At 70.2% G+C, this 21885-nt stretch carries 20 protein-coding genes; 10 read left to right on the forward strand and 10 right to left on the reverse strand.

What is annotated here, in order from left to right; genetic code table 11:
* Positions 1 to 39: 39 nt before the first annotated feature.
* A complete protein-coding gene (locus OHA11_RS37040; protein WP_266503753.1) occupies positions 40 to 750 on the reverse strand; it encodes a nucleopolyhedrovirus P10 family protein in 711 nt (236 codons plus the stop codon).
* 85 nt (positions 751 to 835) lie between these two features.
* On the opposite strand from OHA11_RS37040, the gene OHA11_RS37045 reads away from it, so the two are divergent.
* The 5 genes from OHA11_RS37045 (at position 836) to amaP (ending at position 3289) form a co-directional block, all read left to right on the forward strand.
* On the forward strand, positions 836 to 1330 hold the full coding sequence (locus OHA11_RS37045; protein WP_266503756.1) for an Asp23/Gls24 family envelope stress response protein: 495 nt from the start codon (positions 836 to 838) through the stop codon (positions 1328 to 1330).
* A gap of 57 nt (positions 1331 to 1387) precedes the next feature.
* The gene (locus OHA11_RS37050; protein ID WP_189840591.1) at positions 1388 to 1582 is read left to right on the forward strand and encodes a hypothetical protein; all 195 of its coding nucleotides are present in this window, start codon (positions 1388 to 1390) and stop codon (positions 1580 to 1582) included.
* 149 nt (positions 1583 to 1731) lie between these two features.
* The gene (locus tag OHA11_RS37055; RefSeq protein WP_266507706.1) at positions 1732 to 2034 is read left to right on the forward strand and encodes a hypothetical protein; all 303 of its coding nucleotides are present in this window, start codon (positions 1732 to 1734) and stop codon (positions 2032 to 2034) included.
* Entirely contained in the window at positions 2031 to 2705 is a 675-nt protein-coding gene (locus tag OHA11_RS37060; RefSeq protein ID WP_266503759.1) for a DUF6286 domain-containing protein, read from the forward strand. The genes OHA11_RS37055 and OHA11_RS37060 overlap by 4 nt, the downstream gene beginning before the upstream one ends.
* Positions 2702 to 3289: an alkaline shock response membrane anchor protein AmaP gene (amaP, locus tag OHA11_RS37065; protein WP_266503762.1), complete on the forward strand. Its 588-nt coding sequence runs from the start codon at positions 2702 to 2704 to the stop codon at positions 3287 to 3289. The genes OHA11_RS37060 and amaP overlap by 4 nt, the downstream gene beginning before the upstream one ends.
* A 149-nt stretch (positions 3290 to 3438) precedes the next feature.
* Here amaP and OHA11_RS37070 read toward each other — a convergent pair whose 3' ends face one another.
* The 4 genes from OHA11_RS37070 to OHA11_RS37085 form a co-directional block, all read right to left on the reverse strand.
* Complete coding sequence (locus OHA11_RS37070) at positions 3439 to 4194, reverse strand: SDR family oxidoreductase (RefSeq protein WP_266503765.1); 756 nt, start codon at positions 4192 to 4194, stop codon at positions 3439 to 3441.
* Positions 4195 to 4254: 60 nt separating this feature from the next.
* Positions 4255 to 6078 carry a glycoside hydrolase family 15 protein gene (locus OHA11_RS37075; RefSeq protein WP_266503767.1) on the reverse strand — a complete coding sequence of 608 codons (1824 nt, stop codon included), beginning with the start codon at positions 6076 to 6078 and terminating at the stop codon, positions 4255 to 4257.
* 152 nt (positions 6079 to 6230) lie between these two features.
* Entirely contained in the window at positions 6231 to 7022 is a 792-nt protein-coding gene (locus tag OHA11_RS37080; RefSeq protein WP_266503770.1) for an SURF1 family protein, read from the reverse strand.
* A gap of 47 nt (positions 7023 to 7069) precedes the next feature.
* On the reverse strand, positions 7070 to 7198 hold the full coding sequence (locus tag OHA11_RS37085) for a hypothetical protein (protein ID WP_266507896.1): 129 nt from the start codon (positions 7196 to 7198) through the stop codon (positions 7070 to 7072).
* Positions 7199 to 7458: 260 nt separating this feature from the next.
* Between OHA11_RS37085 and OHA11_RS37090 the strand changes: the two genes are divergently transcribed.
* A complete protein-coding gene (locus OHA11_RS37090) occupies positions 7459 to 7707 on the forward strand; it encodes a hypothetical protein (protein WP_266507708.1) in 249 nt (82 codons plus the stop codon).
* Positions 7708 to 7897: 190 nt separating this feature from the next.
* Here OHA11_RS37090 and OHA11_RS37095 read toward each other — a convergent pair whose 3' ends face one another.
* The 5 genes from OHA11_RS37095 to OHA11_RS37115 form a co-directional block, all read right to left on the reverse strand.
* A complete protein-coding gene (locus OHA11_RS37095) occupies positions 7898 to 9490 on the reverse strand; it encodes a class I adenylate-forming enzyme family protein (protein WP_266503773.1) in 1593 nt (530 codons plus the stop codon).
* A gap of 138 nt (positions 9491 to 9628) precedes the next feature.
* Positions 9629 to 10387: an SDR family oxidoreductase gene (locus tag OHA11_RS37100; RefSeq protein ID WP_266503775.1), complete on the reverse strand. Its 759-nt coding sequence runs from the start codon at positions 10385 to 10387 to the stop codon at positions 9629 to 9631.
* Positions 10388 to 10403: 16 nt separating this feature from the next.
* Positions 10404 to 14690 carry an amino acid adenylation domain-containing protein gene (locus OHA11_RS37105; RefSeq protein ID WP_266503778.1) on the reverse strand — a complete coding sequence of 1429 codons (4287 nt, stop codon included), beginning with the start codon at positions 14688 to 14690 and terminating at the stop codon, positions 10404 to 10406.
* Positions 14691 to 14744: 54 nt separating this feature from the next.
* A complete protein-coding gene (locus OHA11_RS37110) occupies positions 14745 to 15554 on the reverse strand; it encodes a 2OG-Fe(II) oxygenase (RefSeq protein WP_266503781.1) in 810 nt (269 codons plus the stop codon).
* Between the two features lie 798 nt (positions 15555 to 16352).
* Complete coding sequence (locus OHA11_RS37115) at positions 16353 to 17381, reverse strand: DEDDh family exonuclease (protein ID WP_266503784.1); 1029 nt, start codon at positions 17379 to 17381, stop codon at positions 16353 to 16355.
* Positions 17382 to 17621: 240 nt separating this feature from the next.
* Here OHA11_RS37115 and OHA11_RS37120 point away from each other — a divergent pair, with 240 nt between their 5' ends.
* Genes OHA11_RS37120 through OHA11_RS37135 form a run of 4 tightly spaced genes read left to right on the forward strand, consistent with a single transcriptional unit; the run spans position 17622 to position 21884 of the window.
* Positions 17622 to 18419: an acetoacetate decarboxylase family protein gene (locus OHA11_RS37120; RefSeq protein WP_266503787.1), complete on the forward strand. Its 798-nt coding sequence runs from the start codon at positions 17622 to 17624 to the stop codon at positions 18417 to 18419.
* Positions 18420 to 19304: an SDR family NAD(P)-dependent oxidoreductase gene (locus tag OHA11_RS37125; RefSeq protein ID WP_266503790.1), complete on the forward strand. Its 885-nt coding sequence runs from the start codon at positions 18420 to 18422 to the stop codon at positions 19302 to 19304.
* A gap of 10 nt (positions 19305 to 19314) precedes the next feature.
* The gene (locus OHA11_RS37130; protein ID WP_266503793.1) at positions 19315 to 20598 is read left to right on the forward strand and encodes an amidohydrolase family protein; all 1284 of its coding nucleotides are present in this window, start codon (positions 19315 to 19317) and stop codon (positions 20596 to 20598) included.
* A gap of 41 nt (positions 20599 to 20639) precedes the next feature.
* Positions 20640 to 21884, forward strand: a complete 1245-nt coding sequence (locus OHA11_RS37135; RefSeq protein ID WP_266507709.1) for an amidohydrolase family protein — start codon at positions 20640 to 20642, stop codon at positions 21882 to 21884.
* The last annotated feature ends 1 nt before the right edge of the window (position 21885 follow it).

Raw genomic sequence — 21885 nt, forward strand, 5'->3', positions numbered from 1 at the left:
AGTGGGGGAGGAGCCGCACAATGTCACAGCCCTGCGCCCCTAAAAACCCGGTCGTACCGCCGTCACCAGTGCTGCCACCGATGGGTGATCCGGCAGTGCCTCGGTGACTCTCGTGCGGACTTCTCTCGCCACGTCCAGCGTGCGTGCGGACGCCCCCGTCTCGAACTCCACGCGGACATGGCGGCGAGGGAGGGACGCGGTGCCCGAGCGGGATGTGATGTGGACTGCGGCCAGTCGGGTGACGCCGGGGACGGACCGTGCGGCGGTGGCCACGCGGGACTCGTCGGTGTCCAGCCGTGGCTGCGGGTCCCCAGGGCGCCCGTCGGTCTCGTCCTCGTTCGTTGTGCCCGGAGCCTCCTCCAACAGGCCCGTCACCCGCAGGTCTACGTCCGTGACCTTCAGGCCCAGTCGGTCGGTCGCGGCTGACGTGAGAGCCGTCCGTAGGCGGGCGGCGGTCGCCGGGAGAGGTTCGGCGGGTGTGGCCGCGAAATCCGCCGTGATGCGCAGTGGGCCCGGAGGCAGTCCGCTCGGGGGCGGTGGTACGACCGGCTCGGGGGCGCTGTCCGGGGCGGCGAGGGACAGGCGCAGGGCGTCGAGGCGTACTCCCTGCACGTTATGGGCCGCGCGGCGTAGTACCGACGCGGCCGCCGCCTCCGTGATCCATGCGCCGTCGCCCGGGCCGCCGAGGGGCAGCAGTCTGCCCAGGCCGAGCTGATGCCGTACCGCCTGGGTCCATCGGTCCGCCGTCATTCCTCCAGCCTGCCGCATCCCGGCGCGAGAGTGGGGAACCCGACTTAGTGTGGGCGAAGGGGCCTACCGAAAGGGATGTACGGCGATGAGCGACACGACTCAGCGGAAGCGGCCGGAGACCCCCGAGGTCGAACAGCCGGACTCGCAGCAACTCAGGAAGACCAGTGTGACCAAGCGTGGCGGTGGAGACCCGGCCGGCCGGGGGCGTACCACCATCGCCGACGGTGTGGTCGAGAAGATCGCCGGGCTCGCCGCCCGGGATGTCGTCGGCGTGCACGCGATGGGCAGCGGTATCTCGCGGACCTTCGGCGCGGTGCGCGACCGGGTGCCCGGCGGCGGTTCGAAGTCCGTCACGCGCGGGGTGAAGGCCGAGGTCGGCGAGGTACAGACCGCACTCGACCTGGAGATCGTCGTCGACTACGGCGTGTCCATCGCCGACGTCGCCCGTGATGTACGGGAGAACGTCATCGCGGCCGTGGAGCGGATGACGGGGCTCGAGGTCGTCGAGGTCAACATCGCGGTCAGTGACGTCAAACTGCCGGAAGAAGAGGACGAGGAACCGGAGACCCGGCTCCAGTAACGCCTACCAGTGTGACCTGAGTAACGCCTATCAGTGTGACCTGCTGAGGAGTGCACCATGAGCTTGGCCGTGATCGGCATGATCGCCGGAATGGCGCTGGGCTTCGCCGGGTACTTCGGCGGGTTCGGTGCCTTCCTCCTGGTGGCGGCGCTGGGCGCCATCGGCTTCGTCGTGGGCCGGTTCTTCGAAGGGGACCTGGACCCCGGTGACTTCTTCCGCACCCGCGGCACGCGCGACGACCGGCGTCGGTGACGCGCGTGTCGAGTGTGTCGGGTGTGGCCGGTGCGTCCGGTGAGCCTGCCGTCGTCGGGGAGACCGGTGAGTCCGCCGGGTCCCGTGCGGTCTTCCGGCCCGGCAGCCCCGGGCGGGCCGTCGTCCCGGCCGAGCGCGGTGGCCTCCGGATCGCCGACCGGGTCGTCGCGAAGATCGCCGCGCAGGCGGCGCGCGAGGCTCTCGACCTGTTGCCGTCCGGCGCCGAGCGTCCGCACGCCACGGTGATCGTCCACCATGAAACCGCCCGCGTCCGGGTCAGCCTCGAACTCGACTACCCCTCCGACATCGGACGCCAGTGTGCTGCCGTGCGTCACCAAGTCGTGCAGCGGGTAGAGGCGTTGGCGGGGATGGAAGTGCCCGAGGTCGCCGTTCAGGTCGAACGGCTGCACTCGGCGCAGACGAGCGGCGCGGCACAGGGGAGAACGCAATGAGCGAGTCCCACGGCTCCGAGACCACTCAGCACCTGCCCGTCATCGAGAAGGCGGTCGAGAACGAACTGGGCCAGTCCGCCTCGGCGGCGGACTACAAACCCCTGCCCGTCCTCGAGGAAGCCGACGACGGTGAGAGGCGCTACTGGTCGGCCCGTCGCATCCCCGCGGGCATCCTCGCGCTGCTGATCGTGCTCGGCGCGGGCCTCCTGCTGTACGACGTCGCAGCCGTCCGCGCCGACCGGCCCGCCATGCACTGGCGCAGGTCACTGGCCCGCGAGCTCGCCGAGCGGCCCCTCGACGACACCTGGGTCCTCGTCGGCGCCGGGGTCGCGACGGCCCTCGGCCTCTGGCTGCTCGTGCTCGCCGCGACACCGGGCCTGCGGGACGTGCTGCCGATGCGACGCGCCCACGCCGACGTACGGGCGGGTCTCCACCGGGGCGCGGCCGCCATGGTGCTGCGCGACCGGGCCATGGAGGTGTCCGGCGTACGGTCGGTGCGGGTCCGCGTGGGGCGTACGAAGGTCGACGTGCGCGCGGTGTCGCACTTCCGTGAACTCGACGACGTACGAGCCGATCTGGACGCCACGCTCGCCGACGGCATCAGGGGGCTCGGGCTTGCCCGGCGGCCCGCGCTGTCGGTGCATGTCGCGCGGCCGGGCCGGAAGGGATGAGCCAGGTGCTGAGAATCGTGAACCGGGTGCTGCTGGGCCTCGCGGGCCTGCTTCTCGTCGCGTTCGGCGGCTCCGTGCTGGCCGTCGGCCTCGGCGCGAACCCGCCCTCGTGGTGGATCCACGACGGGCGGCACGACGTACTGCTGAGCGACGCGGACCGGACGCGGTGGCGGGACGACGGCTGGTGGTGGCCCACCGTCATCGCCGTACTCGCCGTGGTCGTGCTGCTCGCCCTGTGGTGGCTCACGGCGGTACTGCGGCGGCGCCGCCTCGCCGAGGTGCTCGTCGACACCGGCGACGGCGAGGGCGCGCTGCTGCGGGGGCGGGCTCTGGAAGGCGTACTGGCCGGTGAGGCGGGCGAGTTGGACGGGGTCCAGGGGGCACAGGTGGCGCTCACCGGGCGGCGCAGCGTCCCCGAGGCGCGGGTCCAGTTGCTGCTGGAGCCGCACGCCGACCCCGGGGACGCCCTGCACCGCCTGACGACGGAGGCCCTGGCCCACGCGAGGGACTCGGCGGGCCTGGCAGCACTCCCGGCGGAGGTACGGCTGCGAGGGGTCAAGCACGGCGCGGAGAGGGTCAACTAGGGCGCTGGGGCACGCCCCTTGTCTCTTAGGGGCGCGGGGCTGTGACATTGTGCGGCTCCTCCCCCACTCTCGGCTTCGCTCGAGCGGGGGGACCCATCGGGGGCGCGACCAGCCCCCACGCACCCGCAGCCGCACAACAACCCCGCCGTTCAGAACCCGCTCCGAGCCCCACCATCCACAGGCACCATGATCCCCGTCAGATAGGACGCGGCCGGAGACAACAGGAACGCGGCCGTCCGGCCGAACTCCTCCGGCGTCCCGTACCGCCGCAGCGGAATCCGTGCCTCGTTGGCCGCCCGCGCGGCCTCCGGGTCCGGCGCGTACCCGTCGAGCTCGCGGACGCGATCCGTGTCGATGCGGGCCGGCAGCACGCCCACCACGCGGATGCCGCGCGGGCCGAGTTCGTCGGAGAGCGACTTGGCGAAGCCCGCGAGGCCCGGGCGCAGGCCGTTGGAGATGGTCAGGCCCGGGATCGGCTCGTGCACCGAACCGGAGAGCACGAAGCCGATGACGCCGCCCTCGCCCAGTTCCGCGGCGGCCGCGCGGGCCAGCCGGACGGCACCCAGGAAGACGGACTCGAACGCCGACTGCCACTGCTCGTCCGTGTTGTCGGCGACGAACCCGGGCGGCGGGCCGCCGACGCTGATCAGGATGCCGTCGAAACCGACGAAGCGCTCGCGCGCAGCCGCGATCAGGCTCTCCGGGGCCGTCGGGTCGGAGTTGTTCACGGTCACGCCGTGCGCGTTCGGGCCGAGCGCCGTCGCGGCCTCGGCCACCGTCTTCTCGTCGCGTCCCGTGATGATCACCTTCGCGCCGTCGCCGACGAGCTCACGCGCGGAGGCGTGGCCCAGTCCGCGCGTTGCTCCGGTGACGACGTAGACGCGGTCCTTCAGTCCAAGATCCATGGCCTCTATCCTGCCCCCTCCTCATCGGACCCCTCATCCTCCCCCCTACCTGCCTTCCCTCTACCTCCCCCCTCCCTTTCTCCTTCCCTCCGCCTCGCCGCCGAACAGGGCGAGGGCCGTGCCCACCAGACCGATGTGGCTGAAGGCCTGCGGGAAGTTGCCGAGTTGGTGACCGGCCACGGCGTCGTACTCCTCGGCCAGCAGCCCCACGTCGTTGCGGAGCGCGACAAGGTGCTCGAACAGGTCGAGGGCCTCCTCCGTACGGCCCGTCAGGTGCAGCGCGTCCGCGAGCCAGAACGAGCAGACGAGGAACGAGCCCTCGCTGCCCGGCAGACCGTCGATGGCCTTCGGGTCCGAGTCGTACCGGCGCACCAGGCCGTCCCGCGTGAGCTCCGCCCGGACCGCGTCGACCGTGCCGACCACGCGCGGGTCGTCCGGCGGGAGGAAGCCGAGGCGGGGGATGAGCAGGAGCGCGGCGTCCAGTTCGCGGGAGCCGTACGACTGCGTGAACGTGTTGCGCTCCGGGTCGTAGCCGCGCTCGCACACCTCGCGGTGCACCTCGTCGCGCATCGCGCGCCAGCGGTCCACGTCGCCGCGCAGCCCGGGGTTCTCCTCCAGCGCGCGGACCGTGCGGTCGGCGGCCACCCACGCCATCACCTTCGAGTGCACGAAGTGGCGGCGCGGGCCCCGGACTTCCCACAGCCCCTCGTCCGGCCCGCGCCACGCCGACCACAGGAAGTCCATGAGTGTCAGGTGCAGCCGCCACACGTGCGGCTCGGCGGGCAGGCCCGCCTCATGGGCGAGCGTGAGCGAGTCGATCACCTCGCCGTACACGTCGAGCTGGAGCTGCCGTACGGCGTCGTTGCCGATCCGGACCGGCGCCGAGCTGCGGAAACCGGACAGCCACGCCAGCTCGTACTCGGGGATCCGCCGCTCGCCCGCCAGCCCGTACATGATCTGCAGGTCCGCCGGGTCGCCCGCGACCGCGCGCAGCAACCAGTCGCGCCACGCCTTCGCCTCCTCCTGGTAGCCGCACGCGAGCAGCGCGCCCAGGGTGAGCGTGGAGTCGCGCAGCCAGCAGTAGCGGTAGTCCCAGTTGCGTACGCCGCCGATCTCCTCGGGGAGCGATGTCGTGGGTGCTGCGACGATGCCGCCGCTCGGCGCGTAGGTGAGGGCCTTGAGGGTGATCAGGGAGCGGACGACGGCGTCCCGGTGCGGTCCGTCGTAGCGGCAGCGGGCCGCCCACGCCTGCCAGTCGTCGAGACTCGCGGCCAGCGCCTCCCACGGGTCGACACGCGGGGGACGCGGTTCGTGCGACGGGTGCCAGGTCAGTACGAAGGCGACCTGCTCGCCCTCCGCGATCTCGAACTCCGCGTACGTACCGAAGTCCTTTCCCCAGGTGCGTACGCCGGGCTCGCTGCGCAGCCACACCGAGTCCGGGCCCGCGACGGCCACCCGGTGGCCGTCCGACCTGCGCATCCACGGCACGATCGAGCCGTAGTCGAAGCGCAGGCGCAGTGTGCTGCGCATGGTCACCCGGCCCTTGAGGCCTTCGACGATCCGTACGACGTCGGGGGCGCGGTCGCGCTGCGGCATCAGGTCCGTGACGCGTACCGTGCCGTCCTCGGTCTCCCACTCGGTGTCGAGCACGAGGGAGTCGGGCCGGTAGGCCCGACGGGTGCAGACGTCTGTACCCGTCGCTCCTTTCGCTCCCTTCGGCGCGATCCGCCAGTGGCCGTTCTCCTCGTCCCCGAGCAGTTTCGCGAAACAGGCCGCCGAGTCGAACCGTGGCAGACAGAGCCAGTCGATCGATCCGTCCCGGCCGACCAGGGCGGCGGTCTGGTGGTCGCCGATGAGGGCGTAGTCCTCGATGGATGGGTGCACGTGTGCCAGGTTCCCGGCGAATCGGGCGATCAACCCCGACCAGTCGCTCCGCGGGTTCGCTTCGCTGGATGGGGCGTCCTGTTGGGTGCGGGTCCGTTGTGGCTGGGCGCGCGGTTCCCCGCGCCCCTGAAAGGGCGGGCCCCGCTCCTCGCTCAGACGGTGGCCGGCTCCGCCTCCGGCGCGGTTTCCGCGGCTGCCGCCTCCGCCTGGTCGCGGCGTTCGCGGCGGACCAGGATCACCCAGCCCACGGGGACGCCCGCGGCGAAGAGCCACCATTGGATCGCGTAGGCCATGTGGGGGCCGATGCCGCTGTGGTCGGGCTCCGCGATCAGTTCGGGGGTGTCGCCCTCCGGCTCCGGCGCGGTCAGCTCGATGTAGCCGCCGAGGACCTGCTTGCCGAGTGCCTTCGCCCGCTGTTCGCTGTTGATCAGCATGACCATGCGGTCGGGGAGGCCGCGGATGTCCTTGATGCCGCTGTCGGCGGTCGTCTCGTCGGCCATCAGCCGGCCCGTGACGGTGGTCTCGCCCTTCGCGGGCGCCGGGATCTTCGGGAACTCGGTCTGCGCCCCGTCCGCGGGGATCCAGCCGCGGTTGACCATGAGGACCTTGCCGTCGTCCAGGACGAACGGGGTCAGTACGTGGAAGCCGACCTCTTCGTCGGAGTTGGTGCGGCGGCGGACGACGACCTCGTCCGCGGTGTCGAAGGTGCCCTTCGCGGTCACCCGGCGGTACAGCTCGTCGCGCTCGACCGCCCGGCCCGGCGCGGTGAGCGACTCGGCGGGGACCGGCTTCGCGGACAGCGAGTCGGAGATCACCTTGTTCAGCGCGACCTTGTGCTCGTGGCGGTGCAGCTGCCAGAAGCCCAGCTCGATCATCGTCGGGATGAGCGCGAGCATGATGAGGGTGAGGATCACCCACTGCCGGGACAACAGGAAGCGGTACACCCCACGACCGTACAACTCGGTCATGGGGTGCCGGCGGGAGGGGTGGCTCAGACCTTGTCGACGATCCCCGCCCTCCCCTCAGCGCGGGCGCAGTGGCCCCCGCAGTACCAGTGGCCCTCGACCTCGACCCCCTGGCCGATGATCTGGACCCGGCAGTGTTCGCAGATGGGCGCCATGCGGTGGATGGCGGCCGTGCTCGGTGAGGGCTGGCGGGGCACAGCCGTCGAGAGCCCGCTGCCCGGGGTGCTGGACGTTGTTGGTTGATTCCGCTCCGCTGGATCTGATCCGGCGGGGTTGTGTGCTGCGAAAGGTGGGACACGGGTGCGGGCGAATGGTCTGCCGATCAGTGACATCGCTACGCCGACCAGGGGTAACCCCTGGTCGGCGTAGCGATGTCAGCTTGCGAGTGCCCGCCCCGCCCTTGACGATGTGGCTTGTGACACGTTGTGAAGTGTGTGGAAATGACTACGAGCTGGCGTTCACTGTCGAGACCCGCGATGGGGCACGTCACGTTTTCGATTCGTTCGCTTGTGCGATCCACCGTATGGCGCCCATTTGTGAGCACTGCCGGGTGCAGATCATCGGCCAGGGTGTCGAGGTGGAAGGTCACTGGTACTGCGGCGCGCATTGTGCCCGGGCGGAGGGCAAGGTCGGCATCGTGGACAAGATTGGCTCTGCCGTGTAGCCAACGGGACCTTTGGCGCTTGGGTCAGGGTGCGAAAACGACTGCCTTGGCAGCGGCCTTCCTCATTTGGTCTTCGGACCGCCACAGCGCTTTCCCGCCGATGTCGGGCGGAACAAAAGCTCGTCTTCGGGGCGGAATGCCGAGGCTGCCAGGTCGCGCTCGTACTGTCGCAGCAGCAGCACCCCCAGCTCTACTCCGGCGAAGGGCATGTCGTGCCGCTGTACCGTGCGGCCAGCGTCTGCTTGTCCGGCTTGCCGGCGCCCGTGAGGGGCAGCGCGTCGTGGAACGTCACCACGGCCGGTACGTGCTTCGGGGTCAGCTCGGCTGCCACGTGACCGATCAGCGTGCCGGCGTCGGCGGTGCCGCCCGGTCGCGCCACGACGGCGGCGTGGATGTGCTCCACCTGGTCGTCGTCGATCACGCAGTACACCGCGGCCTGGGCGACCTCGGGATGGGTCAGTAGGGCGTTCTCCACGTCCGTGGGACGGACCTTGATGCCGTTGGTCTTGATCACCTCGCCCATGCGGCCGTGGAGGCGCAGAAAGCCGTTGGCGTCGATGGAGCCGAGGTCGCCGGTGTGTACCCAGCCGTCGCGGATGGTCGCGGCAGTCAGTTCCGGTTCGCCCCAGTAGCCGAGCATGGTGGACGGGCTTCGCACGCACACCTCGCCGATCCCGCCGGGTGGGAGGTCGTGGTCGTCGTCGAGGTCGCGGATGCGTACCTCCGCGGCCGGGCGTCCGACGGTCCGGCGGAGTTCCGGGTCGAAGTGGTCCGGCGGGGTGAGGACGCCGATGGGGCTGGTCTCCGTCGTCCCGTAGAGGCCGAGCAGTACCGGGCCGAATACGTCGAGCGCCTCGGCCAGTCGGGCGGGTGACGCCGGGGAGCCGACGTAGGTGATGTTCGTGAGGCTGGACCGGTCGGTGGTGGCGAGGTGGGGGTGGTCGACCAGCATGTACAGCTGCGGTGGGGTGATCGCCAGCGTGGAGACGCGGTGCTGTTCGACGGCTCGTAGCACGTCGCCCGCCTCGAAACCGTCGTGCAGGACGACCGTTCCGCCGGAGGCGAGCGCGAGGTCGACGACGGAGCCGCTGGAGTTGCTCACCGGCAGGGTCGACAGGTACACGAGGGGTTGCGTGGACTTGAAGCCCATCTTGAGGCCGACCTCGAGGTGGCGGCTGCGGACGCGGTAGGGCATTGCGACGGCCTTGGGGCTGCCGCTGGTTCCGCTGGTGCAGATCACCACGGCCGGCTGTTCGGGGTCGGCATCCACGGTGTCGAGGTCGAAGGCGTCCGGGTCGCCCGACGAGAGGTCCAGGACATCGGGGCCGAGGGTGCCGAGCGCGGCGAGGCGCGGTGGCTCAGGCAGTCGGTCGCACAGCTCGCGGGCCGCGTCCAGGTTCTCTTTGTCGACGGCGAGGAAGGTCGCCCCGGTCCTGCGGAGGATCTTCTGCCGTCCGGCGGCGGCCAGTTGGTCTGTGGGATCCACCGCGTTCGTGGAGTGCAGGTGGACCAGCGTGGCCCCGGCGAGGTTGGCCGCGTAGCGGAAGATGATGGTCGCCGGGCTGTTGGTGACGGTCAGCACCGCCACAACCGGGTCCTTGTCGTGTGTGGTGGGAGCTCGGTGTTCCGTGAAATGGCGACGCAGGACTTCCGCCGCCGTGAGAACCGCCCTCGAGAACTGGCCTGCGGTGAGCACCTCCCCCTCCCGCCAGAGGGCAATCCGGTCGGGGGCGGCTGCCAACGCCTCAAGCACCCGGCGGGCGTAATTCTCATTCGAGGACATCGGAACTCCACTTCGCCGGCTCGTTCTCGGGCCGTGCGGGATTGGGCGATCGTGAGGGCGTGGCGGCGCCCGTAGCCGAAGGCCACGGCGCGTACGGCCTGGGCGCGTAGCCGGCCGGCTGACGGGCCTGCCGGCCGGTCAGGGGCGCTGGCGTGTGGGGCGTAGGCGAATGTCGTCGAGGTGGACGTGTATCGGGCGTCCGATCACGTACCCGATGACCTCGGCGACGTCTTCCGGGACCAACAACGGCCCGTTCTCCTCGGCGATCGCCTCGAACCACGCCGTGTCGTAGCCGGCAGCCTCCTGGAACCCGGAGCGAACGAAGCCCGGTTCGATGAGCGTCACCCGGATGTTGTGCCGGCACACCTCCTGTCGCAGCGCCTCCACCAGGGAGTGCACCGCGAACTTGGTCGAGCCGTAGACCGGATTGGCTGCCGACACCTGCCGGCCGACGGTCGAGCCGATGACCACGATGTCGCGCGCTCGCGCGCCGTCGTCGGCCTCCGCTCGCTTGCGAAATTCGGCAGCCACCACGCGGAGTTGGCGCAGCATGGCGAGGTAGTTGACCTCTACCAGTTGTTCCCAGCGCTCCGGGTCGGAGCTCAGTACGGTGCCGGGCAGGCCCTGCCCGGCGGCGGCGACGAACACGTCGGCAGGGCCCCACTCGCGCTCGGCCGTGGCCAACAGTTCCTCGGTGTGGCCCGCCTGGGTGATGTCGCCTTCCACCGGGACGGTCCGGCCGGGCGCCGTGGCCACCTCTGCCGCCAGTTCCTTCAGTTGTTCGGCGCGCCGCCCGGCGGCCACCACGTGGGCTCCCCGCTGGGCGAGGTCGCGGACGACGGCCCGCCCTATCCCCGACGAGGCCCCGGTCACGACTGCGATGCGTCGGTCTGTCATGTCGAGTCCCTGTCCTTCATCGATCGGCCGGCTCATGGAGAGGGCGGAGCGGCAGCTCGCCCTGGTCGATCACGCCGGTCAACCAGGCGTGCAGCCAACTGCGGTCCGGTGCGGGGAACGACACGTCCAGGCGGGTGAGCAGCCGATGGGTGCGGCTGTGGTCGTAGCGGACGTTGCGCTCCGGGCGGCTCGCCCAGAAGTGGGCCAGAGCGATCTGTTCGTCGCCGTCTGCCAGGTGGTCCGCGAACAACGGCGCGAAGTCGGCGGCCTCGTCGGGCTCCAGGTCGAACCCGAGGTCGCACAGGGCGCCGAACAGGTCCGCGTAGGGCACTTCGTGGAGCGTGTCGACGTGGAAGGTTCCGCCGGACACCCTTTCGCTCCGGGAGATCTGCAGGATGCCTTCGGCCACCACATCCACCGGGCTGAGTGCGACCGTCCGCGCGTCGACGCTGGGTACACGGCCGATCTGGACTGCGGCGCGCAGGAGTTGGACCAGCCGGCTGTCGCCGCCGTTGCGCTGGAAGCGGCCGGTGACCGAGTGGCCGGTGACGTTCCCCGACCGGTAGATGAAACCTGTGCCGCCGGCCGCGGTGAACTCGTGGACGATGCGCTCTGCTTCGTACTTGCTGCGCTCGTACTCGTTGAGGAAGCTCTGGCCGATGTTGAGGGTTTCCTCGGAGAAGACCGCCGGCTCGCCCTCCGGCCCGGCGCCGCAGACCGCGAGAGTGGACACGTAGTGCAGGTCCTTCGGCCGGCCGTTGGAGGCGAGAGCCACGACTGCGCGCACCGGGTCGGTGTTGAGGCGGGTGAAGCTGTCGCGGTCGCCGAACAGACGGGTGTCGGCGGCGAGGTGGAAGACGGCCTCGACCTCGCGGACCAGCCGTGCGTAGTCCCGGTCGGGCAGGCCGAACGCGGGCTCGGCCAGATCACCGGCCAGCACGGTGAGTCGGTCGGCGTAGCGGTCGAAGTCGCCGTCGGGGAGGTACCAGGTGAGCGTCTCGCGCAGGCGCTCGGCGGCCGGGCAGCCGTCGCGGTCACGGACCAGGCAGTAGATCGTGCCGCTGGTGCGGGTGAGCAGCAGGTGCAGGAGGTGGGCGCCGATGAAGCCGGTGGCCCCCGTGAGGAGCACGGTGCCGTACTCGCGAACGCCGGTGCGTCCGAGGCCGCTGTCGGCCGGCGGTTCGAAGCGCAGCGTACGCGGGACTTGGACGAGCAGACCCGTGGTGGAGCCGGGCTCCACCACGAACTGCCCTTCCTCCGGCGGGAGTCCGGCCGCCTCCAGCAGGTGCGCTCGGGTGTCGCGCGCCAGGCCGGTCAGCTGTCCGGAGTCGTTCAGGTGTGAGGGGTAGGACAGGTCGGCGGTCACATGGCCGTCGTGGAGGCGCGCGGTGAGCTTGAGGGCGTAGCCGCGGTCGTTCTCGGGTCCTCGGACCGGGCCCTGCCGGTGTCGTGAGGGCGACAGCCGAAGCTCGTCGTCCTGCGGGAAGGCGAGCGTGCCCAGGTAGTTGAAGCACACGTCGGTGCGCTGTGGCCGACCGTGGAGCCCGTAGGCAACGCCGAGGCGGGGCACATCTGCCAGTGCGGCCTCAGCGGCCTTGATCGTGGCCGTCATGTCGTCGGCGACGGACGCGATGCTGACGGGAAAGGTGGAGGTGAACCAGCCCACCACACGGGAGACGTCCAGGTCCTCGTCGAATGGGAGTCGTCCATGGCTCTCGACGTCCACCACGACCTCGTCTGTGGCGCGCGCTGTGGCCAGTGCCTGAGCGAAGGCACCGAGCAGGACAGCGTGAGGGGGCAGCCCAGTGCGATTCAGCGCGTCGGTCTGGGTGCGGGACAGGCGGAACCAGACCGTCTCGGCGTCGGCCTCGCGGTTGTCGTCGATGGCAGGGGCTGTGGGCGAGGTGGTGATGTCGTCCCAGTGCTGGAGGTCATCGGCCAGGGCAGGGGCCTGGATGCGCAGGTGGGTGGCCCAGTCGCCGAAGTCGGTGGGCGCGGGAGCGAGCGACGGGTCTGCGCCGCGCAGCCGTTCGGCGTAGCAGCGGGCCAGGTCGTTGGTGACGATGCGCCAGGAGACGGCGTCCATGCACAGGTGATGGGACACCAGGAGGAGGTGACTGCGTTCGGTGCCGAGGAACAGGTGGGCCTGTAGCAGGGCGCCGTCCTCGACCCGGATCCGCTGCTGGCAGGCGGCGGCGGTCTCCTCGATGTGCCGTTCGGCCTTGTCGGCCGCGGTCGGCAGGGTGGAGCTGGTGAAGGGCGTGCCGGGCTCGGTGAGCACGCGGCGGACGCCCTTGGGTCCGGGGCGGAAGGCGGTGCGGAGCAAAGGGTGCAGGCGGACCACGTCGGCCACCGCGGCGGCCATGATCTTCGGGCGGACGGGAGGGTCGGCGTCCAGCAGCACCGCTTGGTTCCACTGGTCGGGCTGGGGGAAGTGCTGCCGGAAGAACCATTCCTGGGCGGGTGACAGCGCGGTGTCCTCGGCCAGAACCGGGACCGCCGGGCGGTCCGTGGTTTCGGGGTCCTCGGCCATGGCGCCCGCTCGGAGCCGGGTGGCAAGGGCGGCCGCTGTGGGTTCGGCCAGAAAAGTCGCAGCGGATACCCGATGGCCGCGGGACTGGAGGTCCGCGATCACCTGGATGGCATCAATGGAGTTGCCGCCGACCGACGAGAAGTCGTCGTACGGGGTGAAGTCGTCGTGACCGAGTTGGCGCCGCCAAGCCGTCAACACCTCGTCCAGCAACGGATCTTCGGAGGAGCGGGGGCTTCTGCGCTCGGTTGTGCTCTCCTCGACCAGCTGACGCAGCGCCGCGTGGTCGGTCTTGCCGTTCCCGGTCCGTGGGAAGGCTTCGAGGACTTCGATGCGGTCCGGGACCATGTACGACGGCAGCACTTCCCGGGCTCGGGCTCGGAGCGCGGCCGATCGGTCACGCGTACCGGATGCCGCGCTGACCACGGCGACCAGTCGGCCCTGCTCGTCGGGCAGCACCATCGCGAGGGCGTCGGTGACGCCGGGCATCCGGCGTAACTCCGCTTCGACGTGGCCGAGTTCGACGCGGTGGCCGCGTACCTTGACCTGCCGGTCGCCGCGGCCGAGGAATTCCAGCACACCCTGGGCGTCGGCCCGGACCCGGTCGCCGGTGCGGTAGGCCACGCCGAGACCGGGGTGTCGCGCGGCCACGTCCTCGGTGAACGCCGCCGCCGTGGCTTCCGGGGCGTCTCGGTAGCCGAGTGCTACCGAAGGTCCGACCACGTACAGCTCGCCGGTCGCGTCGCGCTCGTGGAAGGCGCCGTCCGGCGTGCGGACGAAGAGCCGGTTGGCACCGAGCGGGCGGCCTATCGGTACCGATACCGCGTCGCCCAGGGCGTCGAGGTCGGTCTCGGAGGTCAGGAGGTGGACGGAGACGCCGACCGTCGTCTCGGTCGGGCCGTAGTGGTTGACCAGTGTGTCGGTGATGCCGGAGGCGATGACTCTGCGGGCCAGCGGCAGGGGCAGGAGCTCGCCGCCGAGCAGCAGGTGGCGGAGGATCGGCCGGGTGGCGCCGTCGAGCCCGTATGCCTCGGACAGGACGCTCCAGTGCGAGGGCGTGGTCTTGATGACGTCGATCCCCTCGGCGCACAGATAGCGGAGCAGCCCTGCCGGGTCGCGCCGTGTGGCGTCGTCGACCAGATGCAGTGTGCCGCCGGTCCACAGGGCGAGGAAGACGCAGGTGTTCCCGAGATCGGCAGCGAGCGTGGTGATGTGGGCGTACTGGAGCGGCACGGTGATGTCGAGCCGCTCCAGCAGGGACTCGGTGTAGTGCCGGATGTTGGCGTGCGTGACCATGACGCCCTTGGGCACGCCGGTCGAGCCGGAAGTGTGCAGCACGTACGCGGTGTCGGTGTCCTGTGCTGCGAGGGTGGTCACGTCCCCATCGAGGGGCTCGCCGGTGTCTTCCTGTACGTCGATGACGTTGAGCCCGTGCCGACGCAGTTCGTCGACGTACGGTGCCGCACCGAGTACGAGGTCGGGGCGGGCCGCGGCCAGGCGGCCCGCCCCCTCGGAGACCGGATCGGACGGGTCGATCACGGTGTACGCGGCACCGGCGGAGAGCGCGGCCAGGAGCGCGGCGACAGCCGCGGGCGTACGGTCCAGGTGGACGCCGACGAGATGCCCGCGGCCGATGCCTTGGTGGCGCAGCCGGCGGGCCAGTCGTGAGACCCAGAAGTCGAGCTGTGCGTAGGTCAGACGATCGTGACCCACGGCAACGGCCGTCCGGTTCGGGTGAGCCCTCGCGTGCGCTTGGATCTGAGCCGGGAGCATCTACTTCTCGTCCTCTGGGTGTCGACGCGTGGCCGAGCGGCCGGTGGTGGGGCGTCAGCTCCAGAACAGGAGCGGTTCCTGCGGGCCCTTGGTGAGGATGAAGGCGCTGGCTCCGACCCGGTGTCGGTCCTTGGCCGGCGTCACCGCGTGTAGCTGACGGGGGCTCATGAGGATGAGGTCCCCGGCTTCCGGGTGGATCTGAAGAATTGGCTTCTCGATGGAGTCCGGCTCCAGGCCCTCGACATCGAGGATCGTCTTCTTCTCTTCCGGAGACGGCTCGCGCAGCCAGAGCTGGAGGTCGCCGCCCTCGTCCGCGGACTGCAAAAAGATATTGGCAACGAGTTGGTTGAGCACGCCATCGATCTCGGGGGCGTCGGTCTCCCAGTCGATCGAGTCGCTGTGCGGCCAGAACTCCGAAGTGTTCGGCTGGAAGACCCGGAGGGCACCGACGAAGCAGGCCCGGTCTCGCAGGCGCAGCAGGTTGGCTCCTGCCGGCCACAGCTCCTGCAGGTCCAGTCGGATGCGGTCCACCGGCGCGATGTAGGGATGGAACATCGAGCGGACGTCTTCGATCGCGGAGAGCGCCTGCTCGTGGTATTTATTCGTCAGCTCCTTGTCCCACTTGGTATCAATGTGGGGCATGTGGACACGACCGACACTGCTGGTGTGCTGCTTGTGATAATGGCCGAGTTCTTGGTGATTGATTGCCTTTTCGGCGACCTTGGCCGCGACCTCGGCCGGGTAATAGCCGCGCACGTGGATCGCAGCGATCTCTCGACTGGCGAGCTTGAGCAGGTTATCTGTGGTGAGTTCGTGCGCGACCGTGCTTGTGGCGGACCGTACGACGTCGGGCAAGGTGGTCACGGATGGCTTCCTCTCAGTGACGGCGCAGGAACTGGTGCGAGAGCGTGACCGCACTCGGACTTGATTTCGCGTTCATTCGGATCGGCGGTAACGGCGAAACAGTCCGGATCGGAAAGAATGGAATTCGCCGGTCACGACGGTATGGCCGACCGGAGAACAGCGGTTTGAAACCCTTGATCTCAAACGCGGGCGCTCATTGCGGTTCTCCTCCAGTCGCGCGCTGTAAAGCACATGTCGTTCGCGAATTGGACTGCCGAAGACTCGTCAGTGGGTGGAACCCAGGCTTGCACGACCCGGAATCCAGAGTAATTCAGAAGTTCAATGGGATATTGAATTTTAGTTTGGGTGATCTCCCTCAGCGGTGTCAACGATGGGCAACGAAAACTAGGGAAACCACTAAAAACGCTGCGGTTCGCAGTCCAGCGCCCAGGAGAGCCGACGGATGTTCGACCTGCTCGTGATCCGGTTGTACGGCAGGCCGGTTGTCCGGCATCACTGCTCCTCGTGCGGGTGCAGATGGGCCCGCTCGGCGCCGCCCGACCGGCTGGGCTCCTCTTTCGGGTTTGGCGTGCCGATCCGGATAAGAGGAATTGGCGCCGGCAGCCTCGGCGCGGCCCATCCCGGCCGTCAGGCGCCTTCCAGCCCCGGCACGGAGGGGCACGACGGACGCGTGGTTCTGACCTACACCGCGGACGCTCTTGCCGTCCACCGCGAGGGTGCCGACCTGCTGGGTCGGCACCCAGCAGGTCGGCCAGGCCACCGGGGCAGACGGCGTTCAGGACGCGGAACAGAGGCTCCCTATGTCTTCGACGCCGGTTCCACGTCCCGCAGCAGCTGGCCGAACGCTGCCTCGTCGATGACCGGGGTGCCGAACTGGCGGGCCTTGACCACCTTGGACGTACCGGAGTCCGGGTCGTTCGTCACGAGGAGGCTGGTGAGCCGCGACAGGCTCGTCGCGACATGCAGTCCGGCCTCGACGGCGCGGTCCTCCAGCAGGTCGCGCTCGACCGAGGTGTCTCCGGAGAACGCGATGCGCATGCCCTGCTTGAGCTGCTTGCCCGGTTCGTACCGCCCAGGGTTGGGATACGGGCAGGCGGGCCGCTTGCGCGAGGGGCGCCAACTCCCGGACGGGTAGCCCCCGGACGGATAGCCGCCGGACGGATAGCCGCCGGACGAGTAGCCGCCGCCGGACTGGCGGCCGATGCGTGGTGCCGACCGGTCCGACCACTCCGTCAGCGGACGGCACTCGAGAAGCGGCAGCCGTACGCCCTCGCGCGCGGCGGCCCGCAGACTCGGCCGGAACGCCTCGGCCAGCACGCGCGCGTCGTCCAGCGCGTGGTGCGCGCGCCGCTGTACGACACCGAAGTGCGCGGCGAGCGACTCCAGCTTGTGGTTGGCCAGCGGCAGACCCAGTTCCTTGGACAGCGCGATGGTGCACAGCCGCTGACGGACCGGCGCCTCGCGCTCCGCTCGCGCGTACTCCCGCGCGATCATCGACCAGTCGAACACCGCGTTGTGCGCGACGAGGACGCGGCCGTCGAGCCGCGCCGCGAACTCCTCGGCGATCTCCGGGAACAGGGGCGCCCCTTCGAGGACGTCGCTCGTCAGACCGTGGATCCACACCGGCCCGGGGTCCCGCTCCGGATTGATCACCGTGTACCAGTGGTCCTCGACCTCGCCGCGCGCGTCCAGCCGGTAGACCGCGGCCGACACTATGCGGTCGTCGCGGGCCAGTCCTGTGGTCTCCACGTCGACGACCGCGTATCCCTGCGGATAAGCGGCCGGCCACGGGGTGGTGGACGGTGCGGTCTGATGGTCTTCGAGCATGGTCACTGAGGATAAGGGGCGCGACTGACAGTCCTGTCCCCGGAGTCCGGAACCACTGGCCGGATCCGCACTGCTCAGCACGGGAGTTGCACGGCGAGCGCACCGTGTCGCATGAGGTTCGGGTCGGTTCACCCGTTCGAGTTGGTGCGGGCCCGTGCCTGCACGGCTATGGACCATTGCGGTGCCCGGTGCGACTGTGCTCCGCGCCTGGAATGCACGCGACGCGAAGGGCGGTACGACATGGCACGCGTACGGTACGGCGCGCGGACCGAGGCGGAGGTCGCCGCCGCGCGCACCGCGAGCTCCCGGCTCCCCGACATCTGGTCCACCGGTGTGGTGGCCGTCTGGGAGAGCGACCCGGACGCGGTGGCGGCGGTGCTGCCGCCCCCGCTCAAACCCACCGGGCGGCCCCTGGTCCGGGTGAACATCAGCAAGGTCGACCTGCCCGGATACCCCCTGGGCGCGGGCTCGTTCGCGGTCGCCGCCGCGCACGACGGGGTCGAGGGCTGGTATCCGCTCGTCATGCCGATGACCCACGAGCGGGCCCTCATCGGCGGCCGCGAGGTCTTCGGGGAGCCCAAGAAACTCGGCGAGGTGACGGTCGAACGCGACGGTCTCGTCGTCCGCGCCGCCCTCGCCCGGCACGGCATCGAGTTCGTGGAAGTGCGCGGCGCGGTCAGCGGGGCGCTGCCCCTGCCGGAGCCGGTCCAGAAGACCGACTTCTACTTCAAGTTCCTCCCGGCGGTGGACGGTTCGGGCTTCGACGCCGACCCCGTACTCGTGCACTGCCTGCGCAACGAGAAGGTGCGCAAGCTGGAGCGGATCACCGGTGACGTTGTCCTCCGGGAGTCCATGTACGACCCGGTCGCCGACCTCCCCGTACGCGAACTCGTCGACATCACCCTCGGTGAGAAGACGACGGACCAGCAGGGCCGGGTCGTCGAACGGGTCAGCGCACAGGCCCTGTTGCCGTACATCCACCAGCGCTACGACGACCCGCGGCAGATCCTCGACGGGCCGCCCGAGGGGAGCGTCTGAATGGAACTGAGGGCGGGACAGGTCGCCGTCGTCACCGGCGCCGCGAGCGGCATCGGGCTGGCCATGGCGCGGCGGTTCGCGGCGGACGGGCTGAAGGTCGTCCTCGCGGACGTCGAGGAGGGCGCCCTGGAGAAGGCCACCGCGGGGCTCCGCGAGGACGGGGCCGTGGCGCACGCGCGCGTGGTCGACGTCGGGCAGCGCGAGGAGGTCTTCGCGCTCGCCGAGGAGACGTACGAGAAGTTCGGTGCCGTGCACGTCCTGTGCAACAACGCCGGTGTCGGCTCGGGTGCCGAGGGCCGCATGTGGGAGCACGACCCGAACGACTGGAAGTGGGCGTTCGCGGTCAACGTCTGGGGCGTCTTCCACGGCGTCCAGGCCTTCGTGCCGCGGATGCTGGCCGGCGGCGAGCCGGGCCATGTCGTCAACACCTCGTCCGGCGACGGCGGCATCGCGCCCCTGCCCACCGCCTCCGTGTACGCCGTCACGAAAGCCGCCGTCGTGACGATGACCGAGTCGCTGTACGCGCACCTGAAGGCCGAGCACGCGCGCGTGGGGGCCTCCGTGCTCTTCCCGGGGCCCCACATGCTCCGTACGGGGTTATGGGAGTCGCACCGCAACCGGCCCGCCCGGTACGCGAAGCAGAAGCCCCGCAGGACCCCGTACCGGAGTCTCGATCAGTGGGAGGCCGCGATGAAGGAGGCGGGGAAGGACGTGCGGTTCACGCCGGTCGAGGAGGTCGCGGACTTCGTGGCGGACGGCATCCGCGCGGACCGCTTCTGGCTGTTGCCCGAGAGCGAACACAGCGACCGGCAGATCCGGGCGAGGTCCCGGTCGATGCTCGACCGCGCCGAACCGGCGTACCTGGAGCACTTCATCCTGGACTGAGGAGGCCGCAGTGACCGACCAGGACCCGTACCTGATCATCTCCTCCGACTGCCATGCCGGGCTCCCCACCGAGGAGTACCGGCCCTATCTGGACGCCCGTTTCCACCGGGAATTCGACGAGTTCCTCGCGGGGCAGGGCCGCCGCCGCGAGGAGATGACGCGGCTCGGCATCCGGAACGAGGCGTTCGCGAGCAAGTGGTTCCTGGACAACGAGGAGGGGCTGAAGGGCGGTTGGGACAGCGCGCAGCGGCTCAAGGAGCTGGACGGTGACGGCGTGGCGGCGGAGGTCGTCTTCCCGGACGCCGACGCGGTGGACAGCCGGACGGCCGCACCCTTCGGAGTGGGCCTCGGCCTCTCGGGCGACCAGGAACCGGAGTTGGGCATGGCGGGCGCGCAGGCGCACAACCGCTGGCTGGCCGACTTCGTGGGCGAGAACCCCGAACGCCACTGCGGGGTCGCCCTGTTGCCCATCACCGGTGAGGTCGTGAGGGTCGTCGCCGAGGTGTACCGCGCCAAGGAGTCGGGCCTCGGCGCCCTGATGATCCCCTCCATGTGGGTCGACAAGGAGCCGTACCACGACCGCCGTTACGACCCGGTGTGGGCCGCGGCGGCGGAGTGCGGGATGCCGGTGGTGACGCACTCCGGGGCGGCGCCCCGCCACGAGTACGGCGACCACCTCGGGATCTTTGTGAGCGAGGTGACCTGGTGGCCCGCCCGGCCGCTGTGGTTCCTGCTCTGGTCGGGTGTCTTCGAGCGCCACCCGGGGCTCAAGTTCGGTGTGGCGGAGTCCGGTTGCTGGTGGCTGCCGAACCTCCTGTGGTTCATGGACCGGCTGTACCTGGGCGCGCACGGCGGCAAGAAGCTGTCCCCCTTCGCGGAGTTGACGCGTCCGCCGCACGAGTACCTCGACCGCCAGGTCTTCGTCTGCGCGACCAACACCAAGCGGCGCGAACTCGCCCAGCGCTACGAGATCGGCGTCGACAACATCCTCTGGGGCAGCGACTTCCCGCATCCCGAGGGGACTTGGCCCGACACGCGCGCGTGGCTGTCGCGCACGTTCCACGACATCCCGGTGGCGGAGACACGCCGAATGCTGGGCCTGGCAGCGGCGGAGGTCTTCGGCTTCGACACCGGGAAACTGGCCCCGCTCGCCCGGCGCATCGGCCCGACACCGGCCGAACTCGGCCAGTCCGAGGACCAGTCGGCCGTCGAGGAGTCCTGGGCGCGCTCGCGAGAGGTGGGCCGGCACTGGCTGACGGACCACGACTTCCCGGTCCTGGGGGTGGCCCCGTGAACCAGAACCCCGTGAACCAGAACCCCGTGAACCAGAACCCCGTGGGCGAGAACCTCGTAAGTGACGACCGCTACACCGTCATCTCGGCCGACTGCCACGCGGGAGCCGATCTCCTCGACTACAAGCCGTACTTGGCGCGTCGGTTCCACGAGGAGTTCGACGCGTGGGCGGCCGCGTACGTCAATCCGTACGAGGACCTGATGGCCGACACGGCCGACAAGAACTGGAACTCGGAGCGGCGGCTCGCGGAACTGGAGCAGGACGGGATCGTCGCCGAGGTCGTCTTCCCGAACACCATCCCGCCGTTCTTTCCCTCGGGTTCGCTGATGGCGCCCGCGCCGACGGCCGAGGAGTTCGAGCGGCGCTGGGCGGGACTGCGGGCCCACAACCGCTGGCTGGCGGACTTCTGTTCGGCCGCCCCGGGCCGGCGGGCGGGCGTCTTCCAGATCCTCCTGAACGACGTCGAGGAGGCCGTGAAGGAGATCAGGTGGGCGGTCGGCGCGGGGCTGCGGGGCGGCCTGCTGCTGCCCGGCACGCCACCGGGCAGCGGACTGCCCGAGCTGTACTCGTCGGCGTACGACCCGATCTGGTCGGTCTGCGAGGAACTGGACGTGCCCGTGAACCACCACGCGGGCTCGGCCTCCCCACCACTCGGTGACGAGCCCGCCGCCCGGGCGGTCTTCATGGTGGAGACGACGTGGTTCTCGCACCGCGCGCTCTGGCACCTGATCTTCGGGGGCGCCTTCCGCCGCCACCCCGGCCTGAAACTGGTGCTGACCGAGCAGGGTTCGGGCTGGATACCCGGGGTGCTCGACATGCTGGACTACTACCACGGGCGCCTGGTCGCGGCGGCGACGAAGGCGGCCACGGCCGAGTCCAAGTTCGGTGCCGGGCTTGCCGCTTCGATGGGCAAGGGCCCCTCGGAGGTCTGGCGGGACAACTGCTTCGTCGGCGCCAGCTTCATGCGCCCGCACGAGGTGCCGCTCCGCGACCGCATCGGCCTCGACAAGATCATGTGGGGCAGCGACTACCCGCACGACGAGGGCACGTACCCGTACTCCAGGGAGGGCCTGCGGATCGCGTACGCGGGCCTTGAGCGCGAGGAGATCGCTGCGATGGCCGGCGGCAACGCGGCCCGTGTGTACGGCTTCGACCTGGACCTGCTGGACCCCATCGCGGCGAAGGCCGGTCCGACGGCGGCGGAGATCGCCGAACCGCTCACGAACCCTCCGGCGGACGCGACGAGTCCGGTGTTCGCGCGGGGAGGGTCGGTGCGGGTCTGGTGAA

The sequence above is a fragment of the Streptomyces sp. NBC_00878 genome, from assembly GCF_026341515.1.
Taxonomy (GTDB): Bacteria; Actinomycetota; Actinomycetes; order Streptomycetales; family Streptomycetaceae; genus Streptomyces.

Bases quoted from the DNA above. Each gene is read 5' to 3' on its own strand.
- OHA11_RS37040 (WP_266503753.1), bottom strand. From the start codon at position 750: ATGACGGCGGACCGATGGACCCAGGCGGTACGGCATCAGCTCGGCCTG.
- OHA11_RS37045 (WP_266503756.1), top strand. From the start codon at position 836: ATGAGCGACACGACTCAGCGGAAGCGGCCGGAGACCCCCGAGGTCGAA.
- OHA11_RS37050 (WP_189840591.1), top strand. From the start codon at position 1,388: ATGAGCTTGGCCGTGATCGGCATGATCGCCGGAATGGCGCTGGGCTTC.
- OHA11_RS37060 (WP_266503759.1), top strand. From the start codon at position 2,031: ATGAGCGAGTCCCACGGCTCCGAGACCACTCAGCACCTGCCCGTCATC.
- amaP (WP_266503762.1), top strand. From the start codon at position 2,702: ATGAGCCAGGTGCTGAGAATCGTGAACCGGGTGCTGCTGGGCCTCGCG.
- OHA11_RS37070 (WP_266503765.1), bottom strand. From the start codon at position 4,194: ATGGATCTTGGACTGAAGGACCGCGTCTACGTCGTCACCGGAGCAACG.
- OHA11_RS37085 (WP_266507896.1), bottom strand. From the start codon at position 7,198: ATGGCGCCCATCTGCGAACACTGCCGGGTCCAGATCATCGGCCAGGGG.
- OHA11_RS37095 (WP_266503773.1), bottom strand. From the start codon at position 9,490: ATGTCCTCGAATGAGAATTACGCCCGCCGGGTGCTTGAGGCGTTGGCA.
- OHA11_RS37100 (WP_266503775.1), bottom strand. From the start codon at position 10,387: ATGACAGACCGACGCATCGCAGTCGTGACCGGGGCCTCGTCGGGGATA.
- OHA11_RS37105 (WP_266503778.1), bottom strand. From the start codon at position 14,690: ATGCTCCCGGCTCAGATCCAAGCGCACGCGAGGGCTCACCCGAACCGG.
- OHA11_RS37115 (WP_266503784.1), bottom strand. From the start codon at position 17,381: ATGCTCGAAGACCATCAGACCGCACCGTCCACCACCCCGTGGCCGGCC.
- OHA11_RS37120 (WP_266503787.1), top strand. From the start codon at position 17,622: ATGGCACGCGTACGGTACGGCGCGCGGACCGAGGCGGAGGTCGCCGCC.
- OHA11_RS37125 (WP_266503790.1), top strand. From the start codon at position 18,420: ATGGAACTGAGGGCGGGACAGGTCGCCGTCGTCACCGGCGCCGCGAGC.